Source organism: Solitalea canadensis DSM 3403 (genome assembly GCF_000242635.2).
GTDB lineage: Bacteria > Bacteroidota > Bacteroidia > Sphingobacteriales > Sphingobacteriaceae > Solitalea > Solitalea canadensis.
Window position 1 is genome coordinate 4021198 of sequence record NC_017770.1, and the last position, 25314, is coordinate 4046511.

Here is a 25314-nt window from a genome sequence, read left to right on the forward strand (position 1 = left end):
AAAAAGTCTGCCTTTATTCGTAAATTGGAACTACAAACTTCCTATTCATCTATTCTTAAAAGCATAAGGTCATGTTCGGATCAATTGTTCTTGATGTAGTTATAGGGCTTGTTTTTATCTATCTCCTATACAGTCTACTCGCCACCATTTTGCAGGAAATTATTGCTACCTGGTTAGGGTTCAGGGCAAAAATTCTTGAGCGTGCGATTATTCGAATGCTTAGTGATATTAGTGAAGGAAACGCAAAAGGCTTTTGGGCACGATATTATGATCGCATAAAGAGTTTCGTCGCGTTGTTTGTTCCGCCCAATCTTGCTCCCACGACTAAAATTGTAGAAGGACATAATACTACCCTGGCTAACGCTTTTTATAAACATCCGCTAATAAAATACCTTGCTGAAGATACCTGGCACGATAAACCCGGTTACATTAATGCACAGAACTTCTCTAAAGTTATTGTTGATCTTTTAAAGGGAATTGATCATGATTCCGATGAGAGTCAGATGTTACGGATTCAGAAAATCCTCAAAACCGGAAAAGTTCCGATTAAAACGAAAGATGGCGAAATCGAGATTCAGCTGGATGAAGAAACATTGAGTTTTTTAAGGGGATTGGTAGAGGATGCAGAGTTTGAACTTGAAAAATTCAAGCATCTGTTAGAGGGATGGTTCAATGATACGATGGAGCGTGCCACCGGTTGGTACAAACGACACATTCAACTGGTTCTACTAATTATTGGATTCAGCATTTCATTCGCGTTTAATGTCGATTCTATTCAGATTGCCCAAAAGCTTATGAAGGATAAAGATGCGCGGGATAAAATGGTTGAACTTGCCGGCAATTTTAATGAAAACGCACAGCGAACTAAATTTGAAATTTATAGAACAATTAGAGATACCGTTACTGAAGATACAGCAATGGGCAAAAGAATGGATACGTTACTTGTAAACAGAGCCACTAGTCTTGTTAAGAAAGCCGACTCGTTGTTAAGCACCGATCTCAACAAAGCGCATGAAATATTAGGGCTAAAGAAAGGTATTATTGAATGTGAAGGAGGACACTTTTGGGGCAAAATCGGGTGTTACCTGAAAGCTATTCCCGGCTATTTGATCACAGCCTTAGCTTTGTCATTAGGAGCACCGTTTTGGTATGATTTGCTCAATAAGCTTATGCAATTAAGAGGCGCCGGAAAGAAACCGGAGGAAACCACAGGAGCTTCTATTTCTGCAACCATACAACGAAAGGTAAATAAATAAGTTAAGGCCGATTCATAAAGCGAAACGACCTGTAACCATCACTAAGAAGAAGCTCTTTAATTCATTTGCATTGCGGGAATTGAATTCTTAAATAAATTGGTCATCCCTTCTGCATATTTGTCAATCTCTGCTGTTAGTTGAGCCACTAATGCTTTTTTAGCATCACCTTTTCCATCAACTCTCACTACCCACTTTACTTCAGCTTTATCATCAACAGCTTTGGTAAAAACTGCAATATTAACTTGGGTGATTCCTGCCGGCAATGAGTTTTCTTTAAATTGATAAGCCATAAACTTATATCGTTGATCCACCTGATCAATTTGTTCTGTTCTCTTAGTGCCGTCTGCAAAAGTAATTATTCGATCAAATGGCAACTCTGAACCTTTTATTTCAACATCGCTGATATATCCCTTTGTATACATTTTGATCTCCCTTAAATTAGAAAGCAAGCTCCAGGCGCCGTCCTGATCAGCTTTTACGACTGCTACTTTTGTAATATCCCACTGAATCGTTTGAGCTGCTCCCATTTGTGCATGTGCATGTTTAGGAGAAGCAATAACCACTAGTGAAAGTATAAGTGCAGAAAATAGTATTTTTTTCATAATGAACTTTTTTAGAAGATTTTAGGATAAGGGGCTTTTAGGAAAGCCCCCATCGCTGATTTAGGTTATATGAAAAAGAAGAATTAAAATCCAAATAGCTCTTTAAGTTTCTTATCAAGTGTTTCACCTCTAAGGTTCTTTTCGATGATTTTTCCATCTTTATCCACTACTACTAAGTAAGGAATACCACTAAACAGATAAGAACTCATTACTTCCTTAGATTGAGGAGCATTAACTTGTGGCCAAGTCATCTTTTCCTCATCTAACGCTTTTTTCCATTGATCAGCCTTTGCATCAATTGATACCGCAAGTATGTCGAGACCTTTCTCTTTGTATTTTTTATACACCTCTTTTAAGTGAGGAATTTCCTGACGACAAGGACCACACCATGAAGCCCAAAAATCGACAATCAGGTATTTACCGCGGAAATCTTTAGGCCCCCATTTCTTACCACTCAAATCAGCGTAAGCAAAATCAGGTGCTGGCATACCGTTGGCAATTTTTTTGGTTTGAGCCATGTTGTCCAAAATTTCCTTTTTTTGTTTTTTAACCTGTGGCATGTTTGGATATTTCTTCTCCAATGCATCCAGTGTTTCCATAATTAACGCTCCATCACGTTTCCAGTTCAGCATTTGAAGTGGATATAAAACAGTAGGCCTGTCTTTATACATTTTAATCAGGTAACGGATTCTTGAAGTAAAGTCGGTAGAAAGACTATCCGTATTTCTTGTCGCACTTTCTATCCAAAGTGAATCTTTGGCCTTCTGAGCTTTGTACAATTGATTATAGAACAATATTTGTCCCTGATAATGTCTATAAAGTGCAAAATTGGTGTGATTGATCACATCATTATCTGCTGATCCTTCAATATGTATGTGTGGAGGATTCTTGATCTTCATTTTTGCGGTATCAATTCCTCTAAAGGAAATTGACAAGTCGTCTTTATCTGCCCAAATATCAATTCTGTCCATATAATACACACGGATTTGATAAAAATCAGGGTTTGTGGTATTAATCTTAAACTTAAAAGTATTATCAGCAGATAATGTTGCACTATCCATTGGTTTAAAGGCTTTGTTGAATCCTTCTCCAACATATTGCCCTAAATAGATTTTATCCTTTCCGGTAGGGTCTGGAAACTTCACCTTTCCGGTTACAGTAATTTGCTTACCAGTCTGAGCATACAGAGACCCTGCTGCCATTAGCATTGTCATTACAACGCCTAATCCTTTTTTAATTGTCATTTTCACGTTTATTCCTTTGGTTTTCATTCTATATTAATCTTTCATTAGTTGAGGCGTCATGCTTCCTTTTTGAGCGGCTTGCTTTCTAAGGCTTTCTGATTTGGCTGCAAAAACCTGTGCTTCCTCCTTCTTCCCTTGTTTTTTGCTTACCATTTTATGTAAATCACTGATCATGATTTGAGTGTACAAGTCATTTTCCTGTTGTTCATAATGAGCAGCCCATGCCAACACTTTAGTACAATAACTTGCAGGTGCTTCTTTAACCATTTCCATTCCGGCCCATAATAATGTCGAAGGATTTGATTTTCTGGTCTCCGGAGTTTCTTCCTGAATAATTTTATCGATCAGTGCACAGTAATTATCCCATTGTTTAGTCCCTGCAAACTGAGTTAGATGCAGGTTAAGTAATAAGCGTGTTGATGCTTTGAACGACTCATTTGGAAGCAACTTCTCAATTGCTGCAATTCTATCCTTAAAGACATCCACATTTTCTTTCTTGCCATAAGCACGTTTAAGTGCGTAAATCGTAGTTCCAAAAACCTGGTTATAATACATATCTACTTCCCCTGTTCCGTAAGCCGTACCTAGTTCTTTACTATGGTTGAAGAGATAGGCAAAAGCCTTCGAACTTGGGTCCATTAAAAATCGCTTAGCCATATCCCAGTTTTTACTTTCGATTAGCGTTGCTTCTGGGAGTTTATCGAAATACACTTTGGCCACCACTCCCATTTTATCGTTTTCATATGCAGCTTCAAGGGCTGTCATATAAGCAATGCAAGTAGCATCCGAATGATCGCCTGCATTAAATTTCTTTGCCAGACCAAAAACTGTTTTCTCCGGATCTAAGGCCTTGCGAGCCTCAGCCATAAATTCTTTCACCGGAGCTGAACCAACCATTTTATGCACCAGATTTCCATCACCATCAATAAATAATAAAGTTGGGTAAGCACTTACTCCAAATCGTTGTTGTAATGCCGGCCCTTCTCCTTTTTCCATATCTACTTTAAGGTTCACAAAAGTTTGGTTAAAGAAATCGGCCACACTATCAGTTTTAAAAACTGTATTTGCCATTACCTTACATGGACCACACCATGACGTGTAAGCATCAAAAAAGATAAGCTTATGCTGTTTTTTGGCCTCAGCAAGAACCTCTTTAAAAGGAGCATCATGTTTAAAATTAATCTCACGGGTTTGTGCAAATGCACCCAGAGATATCGAACAGCCAATGGCTGCTGACAAAAGAAACTTGTTCATTACTTTTTCCTGTTAGTTAACAAATTAGCCAAACGGCTACTGATCAAGTAAAAATGTTCTATAGGCCTCTTTAGCTAGTTTAGTAAAGTAACGGGGCCTTTAATCCACGAAGCGGCCCCGTACTTTATAGTGTATTGATTGGTTTAGGTTTAATAGCCTGAATTTTGCTTGATCAATCCATTAGTGATATCGATCTCACGCTGTGGAATTGGCAATGCATATTTATTAGCAGGTAATGTTGCATTAGGCTGTCTTCCGGTACGGATGAAATCGTATCGATCATGACCTTCAAAAGCCAGTTCCCATCTACGTTCCTGTAATATTCTGTCGATCAAAGCTTGCTTTGAAGAAAAGTCGCTAACAGTATATGGTAGTGGTTTTTTATTATCAGGAAAAGCACGCTGATAAACCTGATTTAATAGATCAACAGCAATTGTTGTTACACCATTTTGATTAGCTTCTGCTTCTGCCTTGTTCAATAAAACTTCTGAAAGGCGGATCATCATCAAATTATCTACAGAACCCGGACTTGAGAACTTAAGAGTTCTGTTTTTATTAGTTGGATCAACAAAAAACTCTGTTCTTCTCATATCATCTGCATTGTAGGTTTTTAAGAAAACCGTTGTATCAGGCTTCAGATAACCAAAGTAATAGCCAATATTATGCTCTTTGTATTGTGTTACATCCTTATTCCAGCTGAAAGGAAACCCGAACAACACTTCTTTGCTAAAAGGAACATCTTTAACACCTTGATTATAGATTGGAAAAACAGACTTCAGAGAACTCTCCAAAGAAAAACTCGCATCAGCTAAAACCTCATTACTATAATCTATGGTTGCCGTATAGTCTCTTTTATAAAGACTCACTCTTGATGCCAATGCGCGGGCTGATGCTCTGGTTGCACGTGCATGTAAATCAACATTAGTGGTAAATGTTGCATTTAACTCAGGAATTGCCTCGTTGAGATCTTTTAGGATCTGGCTGTAAACCTGCCCATTAGTTGATCTTGGAATATTTTGCGAACCATCATAACCATCAAAAGCAGATAATCGTAAAGGAACACCTAAGTTCTCCATTTTGCCTTCCAAAGCCCCTTCTCCAAACAATTTGATAAGATTCAAATAAGAAGCAGCTCTTATAAACTTGGCTTCAGCAATAAATTGTTTTTGTATAGCCTTGTCATAAGTTGCATAAACAGGTAATTTATCAATGATAACATTCACCAGATTAATGGTAGCATAATTATCAGACCACATAGCTCCTGTAATGCTATTACGAGAATCAATAGTTCCGTTTTCATAATTCTTTGAAAAACCGGTTGATAATTTGGTGGTCATATCACCTATGATGTAGGCATCTCCTTTAGATGCTTTCATTAGATTGATATAAGCATTTGCCAATAAACGTTCCGATCCTTTCTGATAGGTTAGCGCATCCTTTTCTGTTATAATGGATTCAGGAGCAAGATCGATTTGTTTATCACAAGCGGTAAATAACATCAAACCTGATAGTACTGCCGCAAACAATGTTTTATGAAGGGTTAACTTGTTCATAATTAAATTTGATGGTTAAAAATTAAAGCCCAACTTGTAATCCTAATCTGAAAGTGCGCATTGGAGGCAAGGTTAACTCATCGTAACCTGTATTAAGCGCTGATGATCCGAATGCACTTACTTCCGGATCTAATCCGGTGTATTTAGTAATGGTGAATAAATTATTTCCTTCAACAAATACTTTAACACGATACAGATTTGAAGCCCACTTTTTCTTAAGTGTATAAGCAAGTGTTAAGCTGCGTAATTTTATATAAGAAGCATCCTCCAGGAATCGTGAAGTGTAACGTCCTTGTGTATAATCAGTTGAACTACCAAAACCACCTACATTATTTGAAGGATTTACCAATGATGGGATTTCAGTTTGATCTCCTGCATTTTTCCAATAAGCTAACATGTCTGTTGAAAGATTAACAGCATTTATTCCTGTCATTGTTCCTTCTGTGTAATTCATCATGGAAGCTTTTGCACCGTTGAATAGTTTATTTCCATAAGAGAAAGACAGAAATGCATTTAACTCAAATCCTTTGTAGATGAATGTATTACCCAATCCGCCAAAGAATTTTGGCAAAGCGTCTCCTAATACCTTGCGTTGGCTATTAGGATTGGTTGTATAAGCAACTGGTATTGGTTTATCACCTTTGTTCCCATCCTTATCGATCCAAGCCGGATTACCTGTTTCGCTGTTTACACCACCCCATTCATACATATAGAACGAAGTAGCTGAGGCGCCTGGCATCCAGTAACGACCACCGTTAAGTTCTATATCTCGAGCATTTTGCTCCGGATCAATAGCATGCAGTTTATTAATGGTATTGCTGTTTCTTGAAATATTGAATGTGGTAAACCATCCGAATTTCTTGCCTTGAATGTTTTGAGAATTTACTGTCAACTCCCAACCTTTATTGGTAAGATCAGCCAGATTTTGTTGTTGATTGCTGAAGCCCATAAAGCTTGGCAAAGGTGAACTAACAATAGAGTTACGAGTATCCTTTTTATAATAATCAACACCTAAAGTAACTCGTGAACGAAGCAAGGTCAGATCCATACCTACGTCAATCATAGTAGTAGTTTCCCATTCCAGATTCGGGTTATTCGGAGAGGTTACTTCCAGTGGGCTTAAGGTTCCGTAAGTTGCACTATATGAACTAGGTTTATAAGTTCCCTGGTTACCGTAATATCCTGTTCCGCCATCATTTCCGGTAAATCCTAAACTACCACGGAACTTAAGTTGATCAATCCAGTTAACATCTTTCATGAAAGTTTCTTCACTAGGTATCCATCCTAAAGAGAAAGAGGGGAAACCTACATAACGATGATTCTTTCCAAATTTAGAGGAGCCATCCAAACGATAAGTTACTCCCGCCAGGTAACGATTATTGAATTGATAATTCAAACGACCGAAATACGATACCAATGCCCATTTTTGATCTAATGAATTGGTTACTTTTTTGGTTGTCGCGGCATTTATACTTAAAATATCATCACTCTGAAAACCTTCTCCTACTACACTATTTATACCTTCAACAGATGATTCGAATGATTGTCCAAGTGTAGCATTAAATGCATGTTTGTAGTTAAGCACTTTATTAATGCGTAACTCATTACTAATTACCCAGCGACGATTATTATTTGTCGTCGAAACCGCCATTCCTTCACGAGTGCTAATTTTATCAGCTTCACGAGAATAAGCCTTTCCATCGATCCAGTCTACACCAAAATCGGTATGCCAGGTAACCCAAGATGCAAATTTGATATCCGCATAAATATTTCCAAGCACACGTGTATCGATACGACTATTTTTGCCTGTATTGGCCCAGGCCACAGGATTAGTATCCTCATTAACACCTTGAGGGTTACTGCCGTAACGCCATACATATTTACCTTGTCCATCCATAATTGGTGTATTTGGAGCCCGCAATACAGCATTACGATAAATACGTTGTGTGTTTAATGCATTATTATCAACATAAGACATCCCTATATTGGTACCGATCTTTATGCTTTTTGAAAGATTACCCTCCAAATTCACGCGACCTTGATATCGGCTAAAATCATTATTAACGATATAACTTTGTTGGTTGTCAAAACCACCGCTAATAGAGTAGATCATATTATCAGAACCACCTGATATTGCCAGGGCAGCGTTAGTTCCTAATGCTATACGGGTAACTTGATCCAGCCAGTTGGTACTTATTCCTTTCGGAAAAACAACTGTCGAAGCCGGATTCTTAGCCTTTAAATAACTGGTATAAAACTCGGCGTATTGATCACCATCCATCATTGAAGGTGTTTTTACAGGATCACTAACTGAAGATGATAAAGAGAAATCAACTTTCATTTTACCGCTCTTACCTTTTTTAGTAGTAATTAAAATTACACCTGCCGCGCCACGAGAACCATAAATGGCCGTTGCATAAGCATCTTTCAATACCTCAATGGATTCAATATCGTCCGGGTTAATACTTGCCAAAGGATTATTCTCAAAAGAGCTTTCTGCACCATTTTTATAATTTTCATTTACACCCGTGCCTCCAAACGTAAATTGAGGAGCTTTTGCGCCACTAAAATCGGTGGTATTATTATTACGGTCGATGCTGTAAACCGGAACTCCATCAACAACTACCAATGGAGTATTGCCATTTTTATTCAACGTACTTACACCGCGAATAATAATTGCAGAAGCGCTTCCGGGTATACCTGACGATGGAGCAACCTGAACACCGGCGATTTTACCAATAAGTGCATTATCGATTGTCATTGGCACTTTACCAACCTCTTCCAGAGGTTTATAGGTACCAATAGCACCTGTAAGATTACGCTTTTCTTGAACACCGTAACCTACAACCACTGCTTCTTGCAGGTAAGCAATAGAAGGTTTCATACTGATGTTTATCTCGCGAACTTTGCCATCTTCTACTACCACATTATCAACTACACGGGTATCGAAACCAACAAATGAAAATACTAAACGATACTTACCAGGAGATAAACTCAATTTATAGTTACCATCGGCATCTGTTGAGGAAGCCATTGAAGAACCATCAATACGCACGGTTACTCCAGGAATTGGTGTGCCATCTGAAGAATTTTCTACAACTCGGCCCTTAATAAAACCTGTTACTTTATTATTTTCCTTCGGTGCTTTGACAATCAGAATGGTATTGTTCTTTACTGAAAAAGTTAAACCGTTTGAGGATAAAAGGGCATCTAAAATCTGATCTAATGACTCATTAAAGAAGCGGTGCGGCGCTACTTTAATATTTTTTAACAAATCGTAATCGTATGCAAACCCGATCTTACTCGTAGTTTCGATACGCCTGATAGCAGATTCGAGAGATCCACTTTCAATGTTAATACTTACTTTTCGATCCTTCAGCATTTGGCCCCAGCTTTTTTCAGCTTTGAGCACTCCGAAGGTCATCATAACAATGCTTACTACAATTACACTGAGCCTCATAGTTTCCCAGATTAGCTTTGTAAACGTTTTCTTCATATATTTGAACTGTTTTGGGTTGAACACTAAAACACAAAGCCATCCCATTATAGTTGCGAAAGCAACCATTCATAATGGCTTTAAAAAACACGACATTTTTGTTCGTTCAGCGCTTGTTGCAGCAAGCGCTGATTTTTTATTCTTTATTACAGCCTTTTGTACTTACTGTTACCTCATTGCCTTTGATCTCATACTTTATTGTGTGAATTCCATTTACAATTTCCAGTACCTCTTCTACCTTTAATCGGGTGTTAAAACGAAGGTTGAATTTGCATGCTTTGAACTGGGCTGTATCGTATTTTACGTTTACCCCATATACATTATGAAGTGTGGTAAAAAGTTCATCAAATCCTGCTCGTTGCATCACAATATCTCCGTTAACAAAACCGGCAGAAGCCGCTGTATTAAACTCTTCTATCTCAGCCTTTGCAGAAGCTTTATGATAGGTTAGCCTTTTATTAGGAGTAAGTTCTCCGATTACATTTTTATCATGACTCACACGTACCCGGCCGGTAAGTAACTCAACTTGCACATCCTCCAACTGTTTGTAAGTTTTGACAACGAAGGAGGTTCCCAGCACTCTCGTGTCAATCTGAGGAGTATGTACTATGAATGGCTTACTTTCATTATGAGTAACTTCAAAATATGCCAATCCATCTTCCAGGTATACTTCCCGGCTGGTATCGCTGAATCTTTTCGGATATTTCAACGTGGTTCCTGCCTGCAACCAGATGGAAGTGCTGTCGGGTAAAATCACCTGCATTACTTTTCCATTAGTTGCAGTTACTGCAACATACTCTATTGCTTTTACATCGGGTTTAGCTACATATTTATATGCGGCCCAACCAATTACAGAGATCAATGCAACGGATGCAGCAATCCTTAACCATGGCCAACTTATTTTTCGAACGTTTGTACTGCTGTTCTCCTGCTCTCTTTCATTGATTCTGGTCAACACATTATCAAAAATGTGCTGCTTTAGCATCTCTTTATCAGCTTCATTTACAAAAGGCTTAGTTGATTCATTGGTATTTAATGAATCAAACCACTCATCAAGACGCTGCTGCTCTTCGGCATTGGCCGGCAGGTTCAGGTTTGACTTTGATTGATTAATATCCTTTTGTACCACTTTATTTCGGTTTTCAGTCATAAGGACAATTATGAGAATAGATAGTACTATAGAGGTGTGAAATTTTTTATAGATTTTATATTCGAATGCAAAATTTTTATTGGCTGAACGCTTATTCAGCCGAATAATTACCGCCAAACTTTGCGCGCAAACGCTTAATCGCATTACTAACCTGGTTTTTCACGGTTTGCTCTGAAATAGATAAACGGCTGGCAATTTCACTCACAGGCAACCCGTCTTCACGACTTAACATAAATATCTCACGCATTTTTTCAGGCATGGCATTTATTTCTATTGCCAAGGATTTGTTCAGCTCATTAAAGTTCAATTGGTTCAAGGTAGATTGATCTGAATCATTATGAGTAGCCTTTACATGATCTTTGTGCTTTTGTTTTACTTGCGTATGCTTGTAAAAATTAAACACCCTGTGCTTAAACATTACATTTAAATAAGACGAGACAGATTCAGAAATAACAATCTCTTCCCGCTTCTCCCAAAGCAGGAAAAACAGGTCTTGAAGCAAATCGATAGCATCATCTTTTGAGGGAAGTTTTTGACAGGCAAGAACAAATAATCGTTCCCAATGTCGCTCATATAACTCCCCAAAAGCATTTTTGTTACCTTGCTTCACTAGTTCAAAGAGTTCTATATCTGAATACTTATTCACCGGAAAGCATTAAGCAGGAGGTGAATATAGAAAAGAAATTTAAAAAAGTAATAAGTGTGAATTTGATATTTCTCCGATGTCCAACACTTTATAAAGGCCATTTCTTGTCCATTTTGATCAAAAAAGCTTAAAAATCATGATCACAACAAATGATACTTTTTTCAAAAAAAAGGCGATCAATTTATGACCGCCTCCCAGCTTAACTTGAATATCTTATTTTCCAGTATAAGACTTAGGATCTAATGCCTTCGGACTCCATTGTTTAAAGAACTCCATAACTTTTTCTTTGCTGTAACTTTTATCCTGTTCGAGATAAGCGCTATTCTGCGTGTGAAGCCTATTTCCTTTTCCGTCTAAAATTACAAATACCGGAAATCCAAATCGTTGTGGATAACCTAAGCCAGCTAATACCGCTTCGTTTTTATTTTCTTTACTATAGTTGAGATGATAGATCACGTAATTTGCATTTAGTGTAGAATCAAGCTGCTTATCTTCTGTAACCATTTTATTAAAACGAAGACACCAACCACACCAATTACCTCCAATTTGTAGCATTACATGCTTACCTTCCTTTTCAGCTTTAGATACAGCAGCTTTCACGTCGGCTTTGGCATCTGCAGCCGGGTTATAGATTTTAGGAGCAGCATCTTGCGCATATGCTGTAACAATACCGCCGATAATGATTAACGTAATTAAAAAACTTTTCTTCATAGCTTAACTTTAATTTATTGCAAAAATAACCAAGAGGTTTATTATTTTATCGTTTCAAGTTCATATATTGTATACTTAATCAACGATCTTCTGCAGTGTTCCCTTGTTAAAAAATTCTAAATGGATAATTTAACTAAATACAAAGCTTTCTGTGATGTAGAAGACACCTTACCAATATATTCAACTTACTGGTGGCTCGACGCAGTATGCGGCACAAACAATTGGAACGTATTAATTATTGAACGCGATAATAAAATTATTGCGTCATGGCCAATTTACATCAAAAAGAAATTGGGTTTTAGAATGATTACTTCACCCCTACTAACACCCATTTTAGGTATATGGCTGAAAGATCTTCCTAATATTTCTCTTACAAACAAAATTAGCCACGAAATTGAAATCTGTAATGAGCTTATCGATATGCTACCAAAACATGATTTCTTTTTTCAGCGATTTGGCTATCAATTCACCAATTGGCTGCCCTTTTATTGGCATCATTATAAACAACAGACGCATTATTCTTATGTTATCAATAACATAAAAGACTATGAACATGTTTTAAAAGGTTACCCTCAAGAAAAAAGAAGAAAAATCAGACGGGCAGCAGAGCTGCTTTCCATTAAATATGATTTATCGGCACATCAGTTTTATGAGTTCCATACTAAAATACTCCAACAAATAGGAAAAACCATTTCATATCCATTTGCTATTTTTGAAAGATTATATAATGCTTTATATAAGCATAATGCTGGAAGAGTTATTTATGCAGTAGATAAAGATGGTAATATACATGCTGCACTTTTTATTGCCTGGGATAAAATGAGTGCCTATGGAATTTTAAGCGCAATTGATAGAAATTTTGGAAGTGTTGGAGGAGCGAGTCTATTAGCATTTGAGGCCATAAAAATGGCATCTTCATTTGTCGACACCTTTGACTTTGAAGGAAGTATGATTCCAAAGGTTGAAGAAGTAAATCGACGCTCAGGAGGAATTCAGACTCCTTTCTTTGAAATTAGTAAAACACCTTCAAAGATTTTAAGTTTAGGATTATTTCTATTTAAAAACCTATATCTGAAACGGAAAGGTTTTTTTCAATAAAGCACTTCACCGTACCCACTCTTTTTTCTTATTTATTAATGATATTTACTTTTGTAAAAACGTTACGACTGCAATCCCAAGTTCGCTCAAGGTTATTACAGTCAGGAAGGTTCTTACTTACCACTTTAGAGTTATCAGATGTCATCACAATATAATCAACAATTTCAACAGGCTCTTGAAAAATTAAACCAAAAACAACGAGAAGCTGTTGAAACCATCGACGGACCTGTATTAGTTGTTGCAGGGCCGGGAACAGGAAAAACCCAAATATTAGCCGCACGTATAGGTAAAATTTTGAAGGATACAGATACGGATGCTCGTAATATTTTGTGTTTAACGTTTACCGATGCCGGTGCGATTAACATGCGCAAGCGTTTGGTTGATTTTATTGGCCCCGATGCCTACCGGGTGAATATTTACACCTTCCACTCATTTTGTAATGAAGTAATCCAGGAGAATCTTGAATATTTCGGAAAAATTAATCTGGACCCGATTTCTGATTTAGAAGAAGCTGAATTACTAAAAGAACTAATTGACGAATTTCTAAAAGACAGTCCGTTAAAAAGATATACCGGCGAGGTTTATTTTGAACGTGACCGCTTACGAAATCTCTTTGCGTTAATAAAAAAGGAGGGCTGGAAAACAGACTTTATCAATGAACGCATTGATGAATATATAACAGACTTACCTCTCCGTGATGAGTTTATGTATAAACGTAAACATAAGCATCATAATCCGGGAGATCTCAAAGAAGATAAAATAGCCGAAGAGATCCATAAAATGGAGATTTTCAGAGCGGCTGTGCAAGAGTATCCAAAATATCAGGCAAAAATGCGCTCACGAAATCGCTATGATTTTGATGATATGATTGTTTGGGTATTAGAGGCGTTTAATAACGATAGCAATCTGTTAGCACGGTATCAAGAACAGTTTCAGTATTTACTTGTGGACGAATATCAGGATACTAGTGGTGCTCAAAATGAACTGATTCAATTATTGATTGCTGACCGTGAAAAACCTGATATTTTTGTTGTTGGAGACGACGACCAATCTATTTTCAGGTTTCAGGGAGCGAATATGAGCAATATCCTTGATTTTGCTTACGCTTATCAGAGTGACCTTAAAACAATTGTTTTAACCGAGAATTATCGGTCTACACAAGCTATTCTGAATGCTTCACGGCAATTGATCAATAATAATATTGAACGACTAACCAAAGCCCTTAATCTGGATAAAAACCTGAATTCGTCTAACCCAGCAATTTCAGAGCTAACGGTATTACCTCAAATTATTGAATATAGCAATACAGACCATGAGACGGTGGGTGTTGCCGATTCTATTATTGAATTGTTGGATGACGGAGTTCCTGCGGAAGAAATTGCTATTATTTACCGCAACCATAGTCAGGTAGAGGAATTGGCAAAATACCTCGCTTCTAAAGGTATCCCGATTAATACAAAGCGGAAGATTAACATACTTACTTTGCCATTTGTCGAAAATATCATTAATATTTTGCGTTACCTGGCAATGGAGACTGATACGCCATATAGTGGTGATGAACTGCTTTTTGAGATCATGCATTATGATTTCTTTAAAATACCGCCTATTGAAACAGCTAAAATTAGTGTGGAGGTTTTCCAAAAGAACTATACCTATAACAGCAAAGAGAGTGAAATAGCATTTGGTAAATCTTCCATCCGTCGCTGGATTGCCGATATGGCTAATCCTAAAAAATTGACCTTATTTGATCAATATACAGCAGTTGAAATTAAAGAGCTAAGTAACAACCTTGAGCTCTGGATAAAAGAGTCGCAGAATTTAACACTACAAGAGCTTTTTGAAAAGATCATTCTTCGTGCAGGAATTTTAAAATACATTATGCATTCCACTGAGCGAAACTGGTATATGGAAGTTTTAACCAGTTTGTTCGATTTCATGAAGGAAGAAAACCGCAAGAAAACAGACCTCACTCTTCAGCAGTTTGTGGACACAATTGATTTAATGAACCTGAACAATATTGCCATTGATCTGAATAAAACACTATTCGCTGAAAAAGGAGTAAACTTTATGACTGCCCACGGAGCCAAAGGATTAGAGTTTGAGTACGTTTTTGTGATGGGTTGTACGAAAAAGATTTGGGATACCGGTAAAAAGAATGGAGGAACTAAAAATTACAAATACCCCGATACACTGACGCTAAAAGTGGCTGAAGGTTCTGAGTTGGAAGAATCACGTCGATTATTCTACGTAGCCTTAACCCGTTCTAAACACTCTTTATTTGTTTCCTATCCTGCTGAAGATAAGAATGGAAAAGAACAAGAGCATTCACAGTTTATTTATGAAATGCGCCAAGAGTCATCCTTGAGCATTGATCGTAAGCAAATAAACGATGATACTATGTTTGATTTCATTGCAGCTCAATTCAGTAGCGATAATAAACCAAACATTCAGTTAATTGATAAAAACTACCTCGATCAGTTATTACAAAAATATACACTAAGTGTTACCCACTTAAGCAGTTATCTAGATTGTCCGTTGCGGTTTTATTTCCAAAATCTTATACGTGTTCCCGCAGGCAAGAGTCCAAGTGCCACATTTGGTTTGGCCATTCACTGGGCACTAAACAGGTTATATTTACGCATGCATGAAAACAATCAATTCCCTGATGAAAACTATCTCTTTGAACAGTTTGAGTGGTTCATGAAGCGAAACCGCGAATCGTTTACCAAGGATCAGTTTAAATTACGAATGGAGTACGGTCAACGGATCATTACTCCGTATTATCTTAAATATGTAACTACTTGGAATAAAGTGGCAGTTACCGAAAGAAGCATTAAAAATGTGATCATTAATGATGTTCCTATCAAAGGTAACCTAGATAAAATCGAGTTTCAAGGAAAACAGGCAAACGTTGTCGATTACAAGACCGGAAAATATAAAAATGCTAAAGATAAATTTAAGCGACCTGACGAGAAGCATCCTACTGGTGGCGATTATTGGCGCCAAGCTGTTTTCTATAAGATATTGGTAGACAATGACAAAAGCAATGATTGGGAAGTGGTAAGCACCGAATTCGATTTTGTTGAACCGGTTAATGACAATGAATATCACAAAGAAAAAGTAATAATAACTCCTGAAGATATTGAAATTGTAAAAGAGCAGATCTCCAGCACCTACTCTAAGATCATGAACTATGAGTTTTCACAAGGCTGCGGAAAAGAAGATTGCCACTGGTGTAATTTTGTTCGAAGCAATTTTGAGCAGCAAGATATTTTAATAGCTGAAGAAGAGAAGGAATAGTTTTAACTTAGTATTGATGAAATTTAAATTAGATAGAAGCCAGTTTCAGGCTTATAATTATGCAGAATCGAAAAAACATTCTGTGTATTATAAGTATTTACCTTGGCAAGAACGCTTAAGAATTGCTTTTTACCTAAACAGTATTGCTTACAATTATCCATTAAACAATCCACCACAAATGGATAAATCCGCCTTTACTATAAAAAAACGATAGGTTGGGAAATATTTTCAATGATGACTTTAGAGAATTTATTCAATGCTTTACGAAAGCAGTGTTGAATATATTTTAGTTGGCGGTTATTCTGAAGCTGGTCAAAGCCTTTCAATTTCATATGCCTGTGTTTGATATGACATTGGAAAATTACCTATATCATCCATCTTGGGATGTTTATTCATTTGGAATTCCTCCCGTTTCAATTGACATCATGACTAGTGTAAAAGGGTTGAATTTCGATGAATGCTTCAAATCATCGGTATTGTTTAAGGATGATGATCTTACGATAAGAACCATTAATATAAATCATTTATTAGCTGCGAAAAGAGCTTCATCGCCCCAAAGATTTGCATGATATCGAAAATCTTGAAGATTAAGCAAATAAGTAAAATCGCTAAGAGATACTGTAAATTGCTTTGCATTTGATATATTTGCCACGCTTTAACTACGACCATAAGGTTTAGGTTTAACAAACACACAAACATAATGAGAGAAATACAATTCCGTGAAGCGCTTCGCGAAGCTATGAGCGAAGAAATGCGCAAAGACGAGAACATATTTATTATGGGTGAAGAAGTAGCTGAATACAATGGCGCTTACAAAGTTAGCCAGGGTATGTTAGCCGAATTTGGCGCAAAACGCGTTATTGACACCCCGATTTCTGAACTTGGCTTCGCCGGTATTGGTGTAGGAGCTGCAATGAACGGCTTGCGTCCGATCATCGAGTTCATGACTTTCAACTTTTCGTTAGTTGCTATTGACCAGGTTATCAATGCTGCTGCTAAAATGTACTCAATGAGTGGCGGTCAGTATTCTATCCCTATGGTTTTCCGTGGCCCAACAGGTAATGCCGGACAATTAGGAGCTCAACACTCTCAAAACTTTGAAAACTGGTATGCAAACTGTCCAGGCTTAAAGGTTGTTGTACCTTCAAACCCTTATGATGCAAAAGGTTTATTAAAAAGCTCAATCTTAGATCCAGATCCGGTAATTTTCATGGAGTCGGAAGTAATGTACGGCGAAAAAGGTGAAGTTCCGGAAGAAGAATATTACTTACCAATTGGCAAAGCTAACGTTGTTCGTCAAGGAACTGATGTTACTTTAGTTGGTTTTGGTAAAATTATGAAAGTTGCTATTGCTGCTGCTGCTGAACTTGAAAAAGAAGGTATAAGTGCAGAAGTAATCGACTTACGTAGTGTACGTCCGATCGATTATTTAACAGTAACTGAATCGGTAAGAAAAACTAATCGTATGGTATTTGTTGAAGAATCTTGGCCTTTAGCTTCTATCTCGTCAGAGGTAGCATTTAAAGTGCAAAAAGATGCATTTGATTATTTAGATGCTCCGATTCTTCGTGTTACAGGCGCAGATGTACCTCTTCCTTATGCCCCTACTTTAATTGCTGAGTATTTACCAAATCCAGCTAAAGTAGTAAAAGCGGTGAAAGAAGTTATGTACATTAAAAAATAAGCACCCAATTTATCTATTTCCTTATAATGAACCTCAGTCCGAAAAAGACTGAGGTTTTTTATTGACTATCTCAACTACTTCTTTAAGTTCCTTTTAGAAGTATTTTTTAAGATGTTGTTGCTATCCACCTTCAACTTTCGCTGAACTTTTTTAACATCTTCATCGGCAGGAAGATTCTCTGGTTTGATACCACGTCCTAATAACATTTGTCTTACTGCATTACTATTTTCTATATGCTCATTCTCAATAGGATTATGTTTCTTCAAATCTTTACTCTGAACATTTAAGCTTGTCATTTCTGCTGCTAAATCCTTGGCTTTAATACTAATTGTTGGTAAAAAATCAGCAATTGGTCTTTTTTCAGGAATGCCTAATTTATTTTTCAGTTGTTGAGTTGATAAAAGAAAAAGAGGTCTTATCTCCTTTGAACGAATTATAGCAAAACCTTTTTCAATAAGTCTGAGCAAACGCTATCTCGGATTTACGGCTATCTCCATTTTGAGCAACTAAGTAACAAGCATAGCGTGTTAATGCAATGTCATTGACTAATTGTTGTGCACCTTTTCCTGCTTCTATCACTTTCCTGACGTCAGGTAAGTGATCCTCTGCTGATCCTCCAACCTGCTTGCAAGCCTCTTTAGCTTTTTAAGATTACCTTTTCAAAGTTTTCCCATTTACTATAACCCTAATAAGAATTGTAATTCTCTTGCGCTCCAGCATTCAACATCTTCTACTATTAGGGTAGCTTGCTCAAATCGATTAAATAATTGTTGAATTTCTTCATTTTTCATAGCTGCTAACGTTTATGTGATTTTTAACCAAAAACAGGTCACCTATAAAGGCAACCTGTTTAATTTATTTTCTAATATTTGCTTATTGATTGATATCTGCCGAATCGAGGCTATCATGGATGCCGTTTTTTAACGAGTCCATTTTACTGCTATCATCTAAAACCTGAACAACTGTATCGCTATTCAACACAATCACTTTTCCGGCAGATGTATACTTCCACATCTCTACCATGATTAAATTGGTTTCTTTTTCGGGCTTACCTACCAATTTAATCACTTCACTTTTTGTCATTCCTTGTTTAACAGCAGAGAAGTCTTGCTTGTCAGCTGTTTTATTTGAGCAGGAAATAACAATGCTAGCTAATACCAACAGACCAAAAACTTTTTTCATTTATCATACAATTACTTCTCGTTATCAAGCAAGGTGATCTGACGTTTTATACTTTCTTCCAACGAAATGAAAGTTTCTGTACGCTGAATACCTGAGATAACTTGAATCTTCTCATTTAATACTTCACGTAAATGTGCCGTATCACGACAGATAATTTTTGCGAACATACTGTACAAGCCAGTTGTATAATGCAACTCCACGATCTCCTTTACTTCATGCAGGCGGTTAACCGCATCATGATATTGAGAACCTTTCTCAAGGAAAATCCCAAGGAACGCGCATACATCGAAGCCGATACGCTGTGGATTAACAACAAGATTAGATCCTATTACAATACCCATTTCCTGGAGTTTTTTCATACGTACGTGTACGGTACCGCCAGAGATGATCAACTCTTTTGCAATATCGGTGTAAGGAATAGTAGCATCATTCATTAACATCGATAAGATTTGTAAATCGAGTTTATCAACTTGTAAAATTTGAAGCTTCTTTTCAAACATAAATTTTTATTTTAATACCGAATCAGTTATTTATTTGTTAATATAATAATTTTTAAAGTTTTTTCATAAAAAATTTGCAACAAATCACACTTCCTTCTATATTTGTATCAACAACAACGGCAAAGAAGTTGAAACTTTAACAGCCGAAGTTATTTAACAATGTAGGGTGGTGAAATTGGCAGACACACCTCCTTGTCTCGGTGGCGGAGAGTCCGGAAAATCAAGCCTCGGCTTGGCTAACCGCTCCGTGAAGGTTCGACTCCTTCCCCTACAGCAAACTTCATAAGGTTTATTGATTGGTACTAAAACAACCTGTCTCCCCGGCAGGGTTTTTAGTTTTATAAACCTTATTGCAAATAATCTACTATTTTAGCAATTATTATTTTATTTCTGCAACAAAAATTATCATTTTTTTAAAATAAAGCTCAAAAACTGCATCTATGTTAAAATTACAACGGTTTTTAAAAATCGTGTCATTTTGAATTATTGCTTCTTTCCTTTAACCATAAGTCACAAAAAGGAAAAATTAACATCAGAGGCTGATTTTCTAAAACAAACAATCCGTTCAGCTTGTGACTGAACGGATTGTGTTTTCAAAAATTAGTTTATTACTTAAGACTGTATTTATCAGCAAATTTTTGCATTAACTGTTTTTGCTTATTAGTCAGGTTGATTTTTCGACCTTGAATATAAGCTTCGTCAGTTACACTCTCTTTCATATCCAGCAAATCACCACTGGTAATAAGTAAATTAGCATCTTTTCCAACTTCTAAACTCCCAGTGCTTTTATCAATTCCTAAAATCCTTGCGGTATTTAATGTAACTGACGATAATGCTTTTTCTCTATCAACACCATAAGCTACGGTTGTTCCGGCCATAAATGGCAAATTACGCTGTTGCCAGAAGCCATCCATACTTAAACCATATAAAATTCCCGCTTCATCTAACTGCTTAGCGAGCTTATACGGTTGGTCTACATCATTATCTTCTCTCCCAGGCAGAGAATGTACTCGTTGCACCAATACTTGCACATCATTTTCTTTCAAAAATGACAACAAAAGGTAGGCGTCACTTGCTCCAACAATTACAGGCGATATACCATAAGACTTTGCAAAATTAGTTGCCGCTATGATTTCTTTGGCCGAATTAGCTGAAATAAATAATCTCTTTGATCCAGTGAACAATCCTCGCATCGACTCAAATTTTGGATTCTTAACTGAATAAGATGCTACTTCTGCATAAGCTTTTGCCTGCTTGAAATAAGAGTTAAGCAACTGCAGATTCTTCTCCCTTTGTTCTTTCTGTTGCTCTGCCGGCGGTGCAAACGGACTATTAAAATTAGTCATCGACGGCCAGTTAAGATGCACTACATTATCGGCAGCATAGGCTGCATCTTCCCAGTTCCAGGCATCCAATTGTACAACAGAAGAGGTTCCACTAATTAAGCCTCCCTGAGGTACAACTTGGGCAAGTAAAACTCCGTTTGATCGTACCGTTGCAGGAACGTCAGAATCTGTATTATAAGAAACTAATGAACGCACGTTTGGATTAATATTGCCCACTTCTGCATCATCATTTGTGGAGCGAACGGCTTCTACTTCCACCAAACCAAGCGTAGTATTAGGTGCTATAATCCCAGGGTAAACGTGTTTTCCACCGGCATTAATTACCGTTGCATTAGTTAAGTCGAACTTTACAGTAGTTGCATCAGCTACTATAGTCAGCTTTCCTTTATCGAACACAATCAGCGAATTATTGATAACTGTTCCATTGCCAATATGGGCAATTGCTCCCATTATTGCCACGGGCTTGCTTTGGGCTGGTGCCGGAGTTGGCGTTTGGGCATTAACAACGCCAATAAGCGCTATCGATGATATTATTGATAGAAATACTTTTTTCATGTTAATTAATGTTGATTTTCCGAGTGGTCTAAACGATACTGGAAGTTATATTCTGCATCACCTTCATTTCCTCCAAAATGATAGTCAGAATCACAGTGATAATCGAATGCAATTTCGCTTGAAGGCTTTTGTGTCTTTGCTCCCTTAGATTTTGCTTCAATCATTTTTTGGATAAGGCGAGCCCGTTCTGTTTTTACTTCCTGTTGCATTTGCTTATCCTTCTCGATATCGAAATAGGCAATTCCATCCACAAATGTTTTTTCAGCTTTTGCATAAATAGAAAGTGGATGATTACTCCACAACACTAAGTCGGCATCTTTTCCAACTTTAACACTGCCTACTTCATTATCAACATGAAGCATTTTTGCCGGGTTAAGTGTCACAAACATCAGCGCTTCTTCTTCAGAAACATTTCCATATTTAACCGCTTTTGCTGCTTCCTGGTTTAAGCGACGCGCCATTTCTGCATCATCTGAATTAAATGCAGTTAACAGACCCACATTATGCATAATTGCCCCATTATAAGGAATCGCATCTTTCACTTCCATTTTATACGCCCACCAATCAGAAAAGGTAGAACCGGCAGCTCCATGTGCCTTCATTTTATCGGCAACTTTGTAACCTTCCAAAATGTGGGTAAACGTGTTTACTTTGAAACCCATTGAGTCTGCCACATGCATCAACATATTTATTTCCGACTGAACATAAGAGTGACAAGTAATAAATCGTTTTTTGTTCAGAATTTCAACTAAAGCATCTAGCTCTAAATCTCTACGAGGACTCAATCCGTTTTTAGCTTTTGCGGCAGCTTCGTTTAGTTTTTGATATTCCTTAGCCCGTTGAAAAGCATCTGTCATAACCTGCTCAACACCCATACGGGTTTGAGGAAAACGATAACGCTGATTTTCGCCCCAGTTTGCTTGTTTAACGTTTTCGCCTAATGCAAACTTGATGAAACCGTCGGACCCTTCAAATTTCAATTCTTCAGGAGCTTTACCCCAGCGAAGCTTAATCAACTGACTTTGCCCTCCAATCGGGTTAGCAGAGCCGTGCAATAGGTGCGAACTGGTTACTCCTCCAGCCAGCTGACGATAAATATTGATATCTTCAGAATTAAGCGCATCACCAATTCTAACTTCAGAAGTAACTGCTTGCGTACCTTCATTTACTCCACGAGTAATTGCAATATGTGAATGCTCGTCAATAATTCCTGGAGTTAAGTGCTTACCGGTTCCATCTACTACTTTTGCTCCTACAGCTGAGAGATTCTTTCCAACCTGAATAATTTTACCACCATCTATTAAGACATCGGTATTTTCTAGTTTCCCTTCTTTTTCGTTGGTCCATACCGTTGCATTTTTGATTAATACCTTTTCTGCTTTAGGTTGTTCGCTCCAACCGAATGCTACAAATGGATAAGTAACTTTTCCTAAATTCTGATCTGCTTTTTCTGCCTCTTTTTTACCGTTCTCCTTACCGGCTTCTTTCCAATCAGCAACCCAGTTTACAGAATTTCCATTTGGAAGAACTGCTGTTCCTTTTAACTGAGCAGGCTGACGATTAGCAACATACCCACTTAACGAAACAGCCCCCTGAGTAAGGTTTTTGAGTGAAAAACTAAGGGTAAGCATGTCGTTTAATCGAGTACTTGTTACCTTGCCTTTAACAGTATCCAATTGAACACTCCACTCCGCTGCAAAAGGAGAATTTCCTGAAGCAGTTAACTTAACCGGCTGCATCCCATCAATTTTCAACTCATAAACTCCACGAACATCAGCCAATGAGGCATCATTAATCACCAATCGCTGACCTTGGGACCAGTTTTCCAAAATCAAATTATCCTTTTTAAATAAGTTTCCTGATGAAATAATAAAGTTAGCGTACATGCCTGTTTTAAGGCTACCGACTTTATCAGAAACTCTTAATAGCTCTGCAGGTGTTTCTGTAAGTGCTTTTAAAGCCTGCTTTTCAGTTAATCCATATTCAATTGCTTTCCGGATATTATCCCAAAAATCCTGTCCGTCGCCCGCTGTAATTGCAAACTTTATCCCAGCTTTTTCCAATTGTCCAGGATTGGTTGGTGCCAGCTCCCAATTTTTTAACTGAGCAAGACTGATCTGGAGAGCATCATACTGATCCTCCACATCAAACGCTTTAGGAAAATTAACAGGAACAATCAACGACCCGTTTGTAGCCTTTACATAATCCAACCGTTTGTATTCATCTCCTGCAGATTTGAATATATACTGAATACCAAATTCGTCACCTAATTTATCTGCACGCAACAAATCAAGGTCGTTATCTACTTCAAATAACTGCGGAATGGCCTGTTGCTTATTTAATTCATCTAAAGAAATATTGTACTCTACCTTGCCTTCATTAGTTTTATACCAACGGGCGTCATAATTAGTTTGACGTAACAAAGCGATACATCCCATTAATGAACTTGGGTAATCTTGGGTAGAAGTTCCTTTATTAAAAGAATAATTTGACGACGATTTATCTTTTACAATTACTTCATTCTCTTTACCCGCTGCAAGATTTACGAATACTGAAGTCCCCCTCGCTATACCATCCTTGTTAACCACATTCACAGCACCGAAACCTAGTTTACGAAGTTCATTTGCTTTTTTCTCATCTACCTGAAAAGTTCTCTCTGCAGAAAACTCAGGGACAATAGCCTCATTCCAGTTATAGGCTCCTTTTTTATTAGAAAGGAACTGAGGGTTCCCTCTGAAATTTCTTGCTGTAGCCTTTACTTCCGGCAATCCATAAGCGCTGTATGCATCAATTAAGGCTGGATAAATATATTTGCCTTGCAAATCTGCAACAACGGCTCCTTTAGGGATGGCTACGTTTGGACCAATGGCCTCAATTTTTTTATCGCGCACTATTAACGTGGCGTTTTGTAAGACGGTTTCAGCATTTACCACAATGGTTGCATGGGTAAATGCATACAAATCCGGCCGCTTGTCGTTAACACCATTTACAGGAAAAGTTACCTGTGCCATGGCCCAGGTTGAACTTGCCGTAATCAATGCAATGAGTAAACTTTTCTTCATATAACAATATTTTATAAGACCTAAAGTAATTATTTACAAAATGAAATTTTGATTTTTTAACTGTCATTTTTCAGCTGGTCTTTAACATCTTTGATACTAGTAGCCACTCTCATCAGTAAACTGTATATTTGGCTGAATTAAATTCATAAAATATGTATACCGGACTATTACATCTTCACTCTTTTATGCGCTGGATAGCGCTGATTCTGCTGATCATTGCAGTAGTAAAAGCTGTTAGCGCATGGAATAATAGCAGCAAGCTTTATACAGAAGGAAATCGCAAATTAAATTTGTTTACCTTAATCTCTGTTCACTTACAGTTGGTTATAGGCTTTGTACTTTATTTCGTAAGTCCTAAAGTTCAATTTGGTGCTTCTACAATGAAAGATGCTCTTATCCGTTACTTTTCGGTTGAACATGCATTTATGATGATTATCGCAATTGTATTGATCACAATCGGATACTCAAAAGCTAAACGTCTTGAAATCGGTTTCGAAAAACACAAAAAGATAGCTGTGTTCTATGGACTTGGTTTATTGGTAATTTTAGTGAGCCTTGCATTAGCACCTTATAACATTATTACCAAGCTTTATTAAATTTTATTTGGAAAGCTCGTTTGAGTTTTTCATTTTTGAATCCATGAACAAAATCAACTCAAATAATTTTGCCTGGTGG

At 37.3% G+C, this 25314-nt stretch carries 20 protein-coding genes and 1 tRNA gene; 8 read left to right on the forward strand and 13 right to left on the reverse strand.

Annotated elements, in window-relative coordinates; all coding sequences use genetic code 11:
• Positions 1 to 71: 71 nt before the first annotated feature.
• Positions 72 to 1256 (forward strand): hypothetical protein, encoded by a 1185-nt coding sequence (locus tag SOLCA_RS16725; protein WP_014681644.1) that lies wholly within the window; start codon positions 72 to 74, stop codon positions 1254 to 1256.
• A gap of 56 nt (positions 1257 to 1312) precedes the next feature.
• Here SOLCA_RS16725 and SOLCA_RS16730 read toward each other — a convergent pair whose 3' ends face one another.
• The 8 genes from SOLCA_RS16730 to SOLCA_RS16765 form a co-directional block, all read right to left on the reverse strand.
• The gene (locus SOLCA_RS16730) at positions 1313 to 1858 is read right to left on the reverse strand and encodes an SRPBCC family protein (RefSeq protein WP_014681645.1); all 546 of its coding nucleotides are present in this window, start codon (positions 1856 to 1858) and stop codon (positions 1313 to 1315) included.
• Positions 1859 to 1941: 83 nt separating this feature from the next.
• Positions 1942 to 3129, reverse strand: a complete 1188-nt coding sequence (locus SOLCA_RS16735; RefSeq protein ID WP_014681646.1) for a TlpA disulfide reductase family protein — start codon at positions 3127 to 3129, stop codon at positions 1942 to 1944.
• Positions 3130 to 3135: 6 nt separating this feature from the next.
• Positions 3136 to 4356 (reverse strand): thioredoxin family protein, encoded by a 1221-nt coding sequence (locus SOLCA_RS22500; protein WP_014681647.1) that lies wholly within the window; start codon positions 4354 to 4356, stop codon positions 3136 to 3138.
• A 149-nt stretch (positions 4357 to 4505) separates the two neighbouring features.
• Positions 4506 to 5909 (reverse strand): RagB/SusD family nutrient uptake outer membrane protein, encoded by a 1404-nt coding sequence (locus SOLCA_RS16745; protein ID WP_014681648.1) that lies wholly within the window; start codon positions 5907 to 5909, stop codon positions 4506 to 4508.
• A 22-nt stretch (positions 5910 to 5931) separates the two neighbouring features.
• The gene (locus SOLCA_RS16750) at positions 5932 to 9405 is read right to left on the reverse strand and encodes a TonB-dependent receptor (protein ID WP_157604595.1); all 3474 of its coding nucleotides are present in this window, start codon (positions 9403 to 9405) and stop codon (positions 5932 to 5934) included.
• A 136-nt stretch (positions 9406 to 9541) separates the two neighbouring features.
• The gene (locus SOLCA_RS16755; protein WP_014681650.1) at positions 9542 to 10555 is read right to left on the reverse strand and encodes a FecR family protein; all 1014 of its coding nucleotides are present in this window, start codon (positions 10553 to 10555) and stop codon (positions 9542 to 9544) included.
• 91 nt (positions 10556 to 10646) lie between these two features.
• Complete coding sequence (locus SOLCA_RS16760; protein WP_014681651.1) at positions 10647 to 11201, reverse strand: RNA polymerase sigma-70 factor; 555 nt, start codon at positions 11199 to 11201, stop codon at positions 10647 to 10649.
• Positions 11202 to 11414: 213 nt separating this feature from the next.
• On the reverse strand, positions 11415 to 11912 hold the full coding sequence (locus SOLCA_RS16765) for a thioredoxin family protein (protein ID WP_014681652.1): 498 nt from the start codon (positions 11910 to 11912) through the stop codon (positions 11415 to 11417).
• 120 nt (positions 11913 to 12032) lie between these two features.
• Between SOLCA_RS16765 and SOLCA_RS16770 the strand changes: the two genes are divergently transcribed.
• The 5 genes from SOLCA_RS16770 (at position 12033) to SOLCA_RS16790 (ending at position 17994) form a co-directional block, all read left to right on the forward strand.
• Positions 12033 to 13010 carry a GNAT family N-acetyltransferase gene (locus SOLCA_RS16770; RefSeq protein WP_014681653.1) on the forward strand — a complete coding sequence of 326 codons (978 nt, stop codon included), beginning with the start codon at positions 12033 to 12035 and terminating at the stop codon, positions 13008 to 13010.
• Between the two features lie 138 nt (positions 13011 to 13148).
• A complete protein-coding gene (locus SOLCA_RS16775; RefSeq protein ID WP_014681654.1) occupies positions 13149 to 16310 on the forward strand; it encodes an ATP-dependent DNA helicase in 3162 nt (1053 codons plus the stop codon).
• 16 nt (positions 16311 to 16326) lie between these two features.
• A complete protein-coding gene (locus tag SOLCA_RS23355; RefSeq protein ID WP_014681655.1) occupies positions 16327 to 16524 on the forward strand; it encodes a hypothetical protein in 198 nt (65 codons plus the stop codon).
• A gap of 139 nt (positions 16525 to 16663) precedes the next feature.
• On the forward strand, positions 16664 to 16879 hold the full coding sequence (locus SOLCA_RS23510; protein ID WP_217166134.1) for a hypothetical protein: 216 nt from the start codon (positions 16664 to 16666) through the stop codon (positions 16877 to 16879).
• A 131-nt stretch (positions 16880 to 17010) separates the two neighbouring features.
• A complete protein-coding gene (locus SOLCA_RS16790) occupies positions 17011 to 17994 on the forward strand; it encodes a pyruvate dehydrogenase complex E1 component subunit beta (RefSeq protein WP_014681656.1) in 984 nt (327 codons plus the stop codon).
• A gap of 74 nt (positions 17995 to 18068) precedes the next feature.
• Here SOLCA_RS16790 and SOLCA_RS23515 read toward each other — a convergent pair whose 3' ends face one another.
• The 3 genes from SOLCA_RS23515 to SOLCA_RS16805 form a co-directional block, all read right to left on the reverse strand.
• Complete coding sequence (locus SOLCA_RS23515) at positions 18069 to 18461, reverse strand: hypothetical protein (RefSeq protein ID WP_217166136.1); 393 nt, start codon at positions 18459 to 18461, stop codon at positions 18069 to 18071.
• Between the two features lie 406 nt (positions 18462 to 18867).
• Complete coding sequence (locus SOLCA_RS16800) at positions 18868 to 19176, reverse strand: outer membrane protein assembly factor BamE (protein ID WP_014681657.1); 309 nt, start codon at positions 19174 to 19176, stop codon at positions 18868 to 18870.
• Between the two features lie 11 nt (positions 19177 to 19187).
• Entirely contained in the window at positions 19188 to 19676 is a 489-nt protein-coding gene (locus tag SOLCA_RS16805; RefSeq protein ID WP_014681658.1) for an Lrp/AsnC ligand binding domain-containing protein, read from the reverse strand.
• A 160-nt stretch (positions 19677 to 19836) separates the two neighbouring features.
• Between SOLCA_RS16805 and SOLCA_RS23250 the strand changes: the two genes are divergently transcribed.
• Positions 19837 to 19950: transfer RNA gene (locus tag SOLCA_RS23250), tRNA-Asp, on the forward strand.
• 334 nt (positions 19951 to 20284) lie between these two features.
• On the opposite strand, the gene SOLCA_RS16810 is transcribed toward SOLCA_RS23250, so the two are convergent.
• Together SOLCA_RS16810 and SOLCA_RS16815 are read right to left on the reverse strand one after the other, a co-directional pair.
• Positions 20285 to 21577 carry an amidohydrolase family protein gene (locus SOLCA_RS16810; protein WP_014681659.1) on the reverse strand — a complete coding sequence of 431 codons (1293 nt, stop codon included), beginning with the start codon at positions 21575 to 21577 and terminating at the stop codon, positions 20285 to 20287.
• Positions 21578 to 21582: 5 nt separating this feature from the next.
• Positions 21583 to 24639, reverse strand: a complete 3057-nt coding sequence (locus tag SOLCA_RS16815; protein WP_014681660.1) for an amidohydrolase family protein — start codon at positions 24637 to 24639, stop codon at positions 21583 to 21585.
• 152 nt (positions 24640 to 24791) lie between these two features.
• Here SOLCA_RS16815 and SOLCA_RS16820 point away from each other — a divergent pair, with 152 nt between their 5' ends.
• Positions 24792 to 25235 carry a hypothetical protein gene (locus tag SOLCA_RS16820; protein WP_014681661.1) on the forward strand — a complete coding sequence of 148 codons (444 nt, stop codon included), beginning with the start codon at positions 24792 to 24794 and terminating at the stop codon, positions 25233 to 25235.
• Positions 25236 to 25314: the final 79 nt, after the last annotated feature.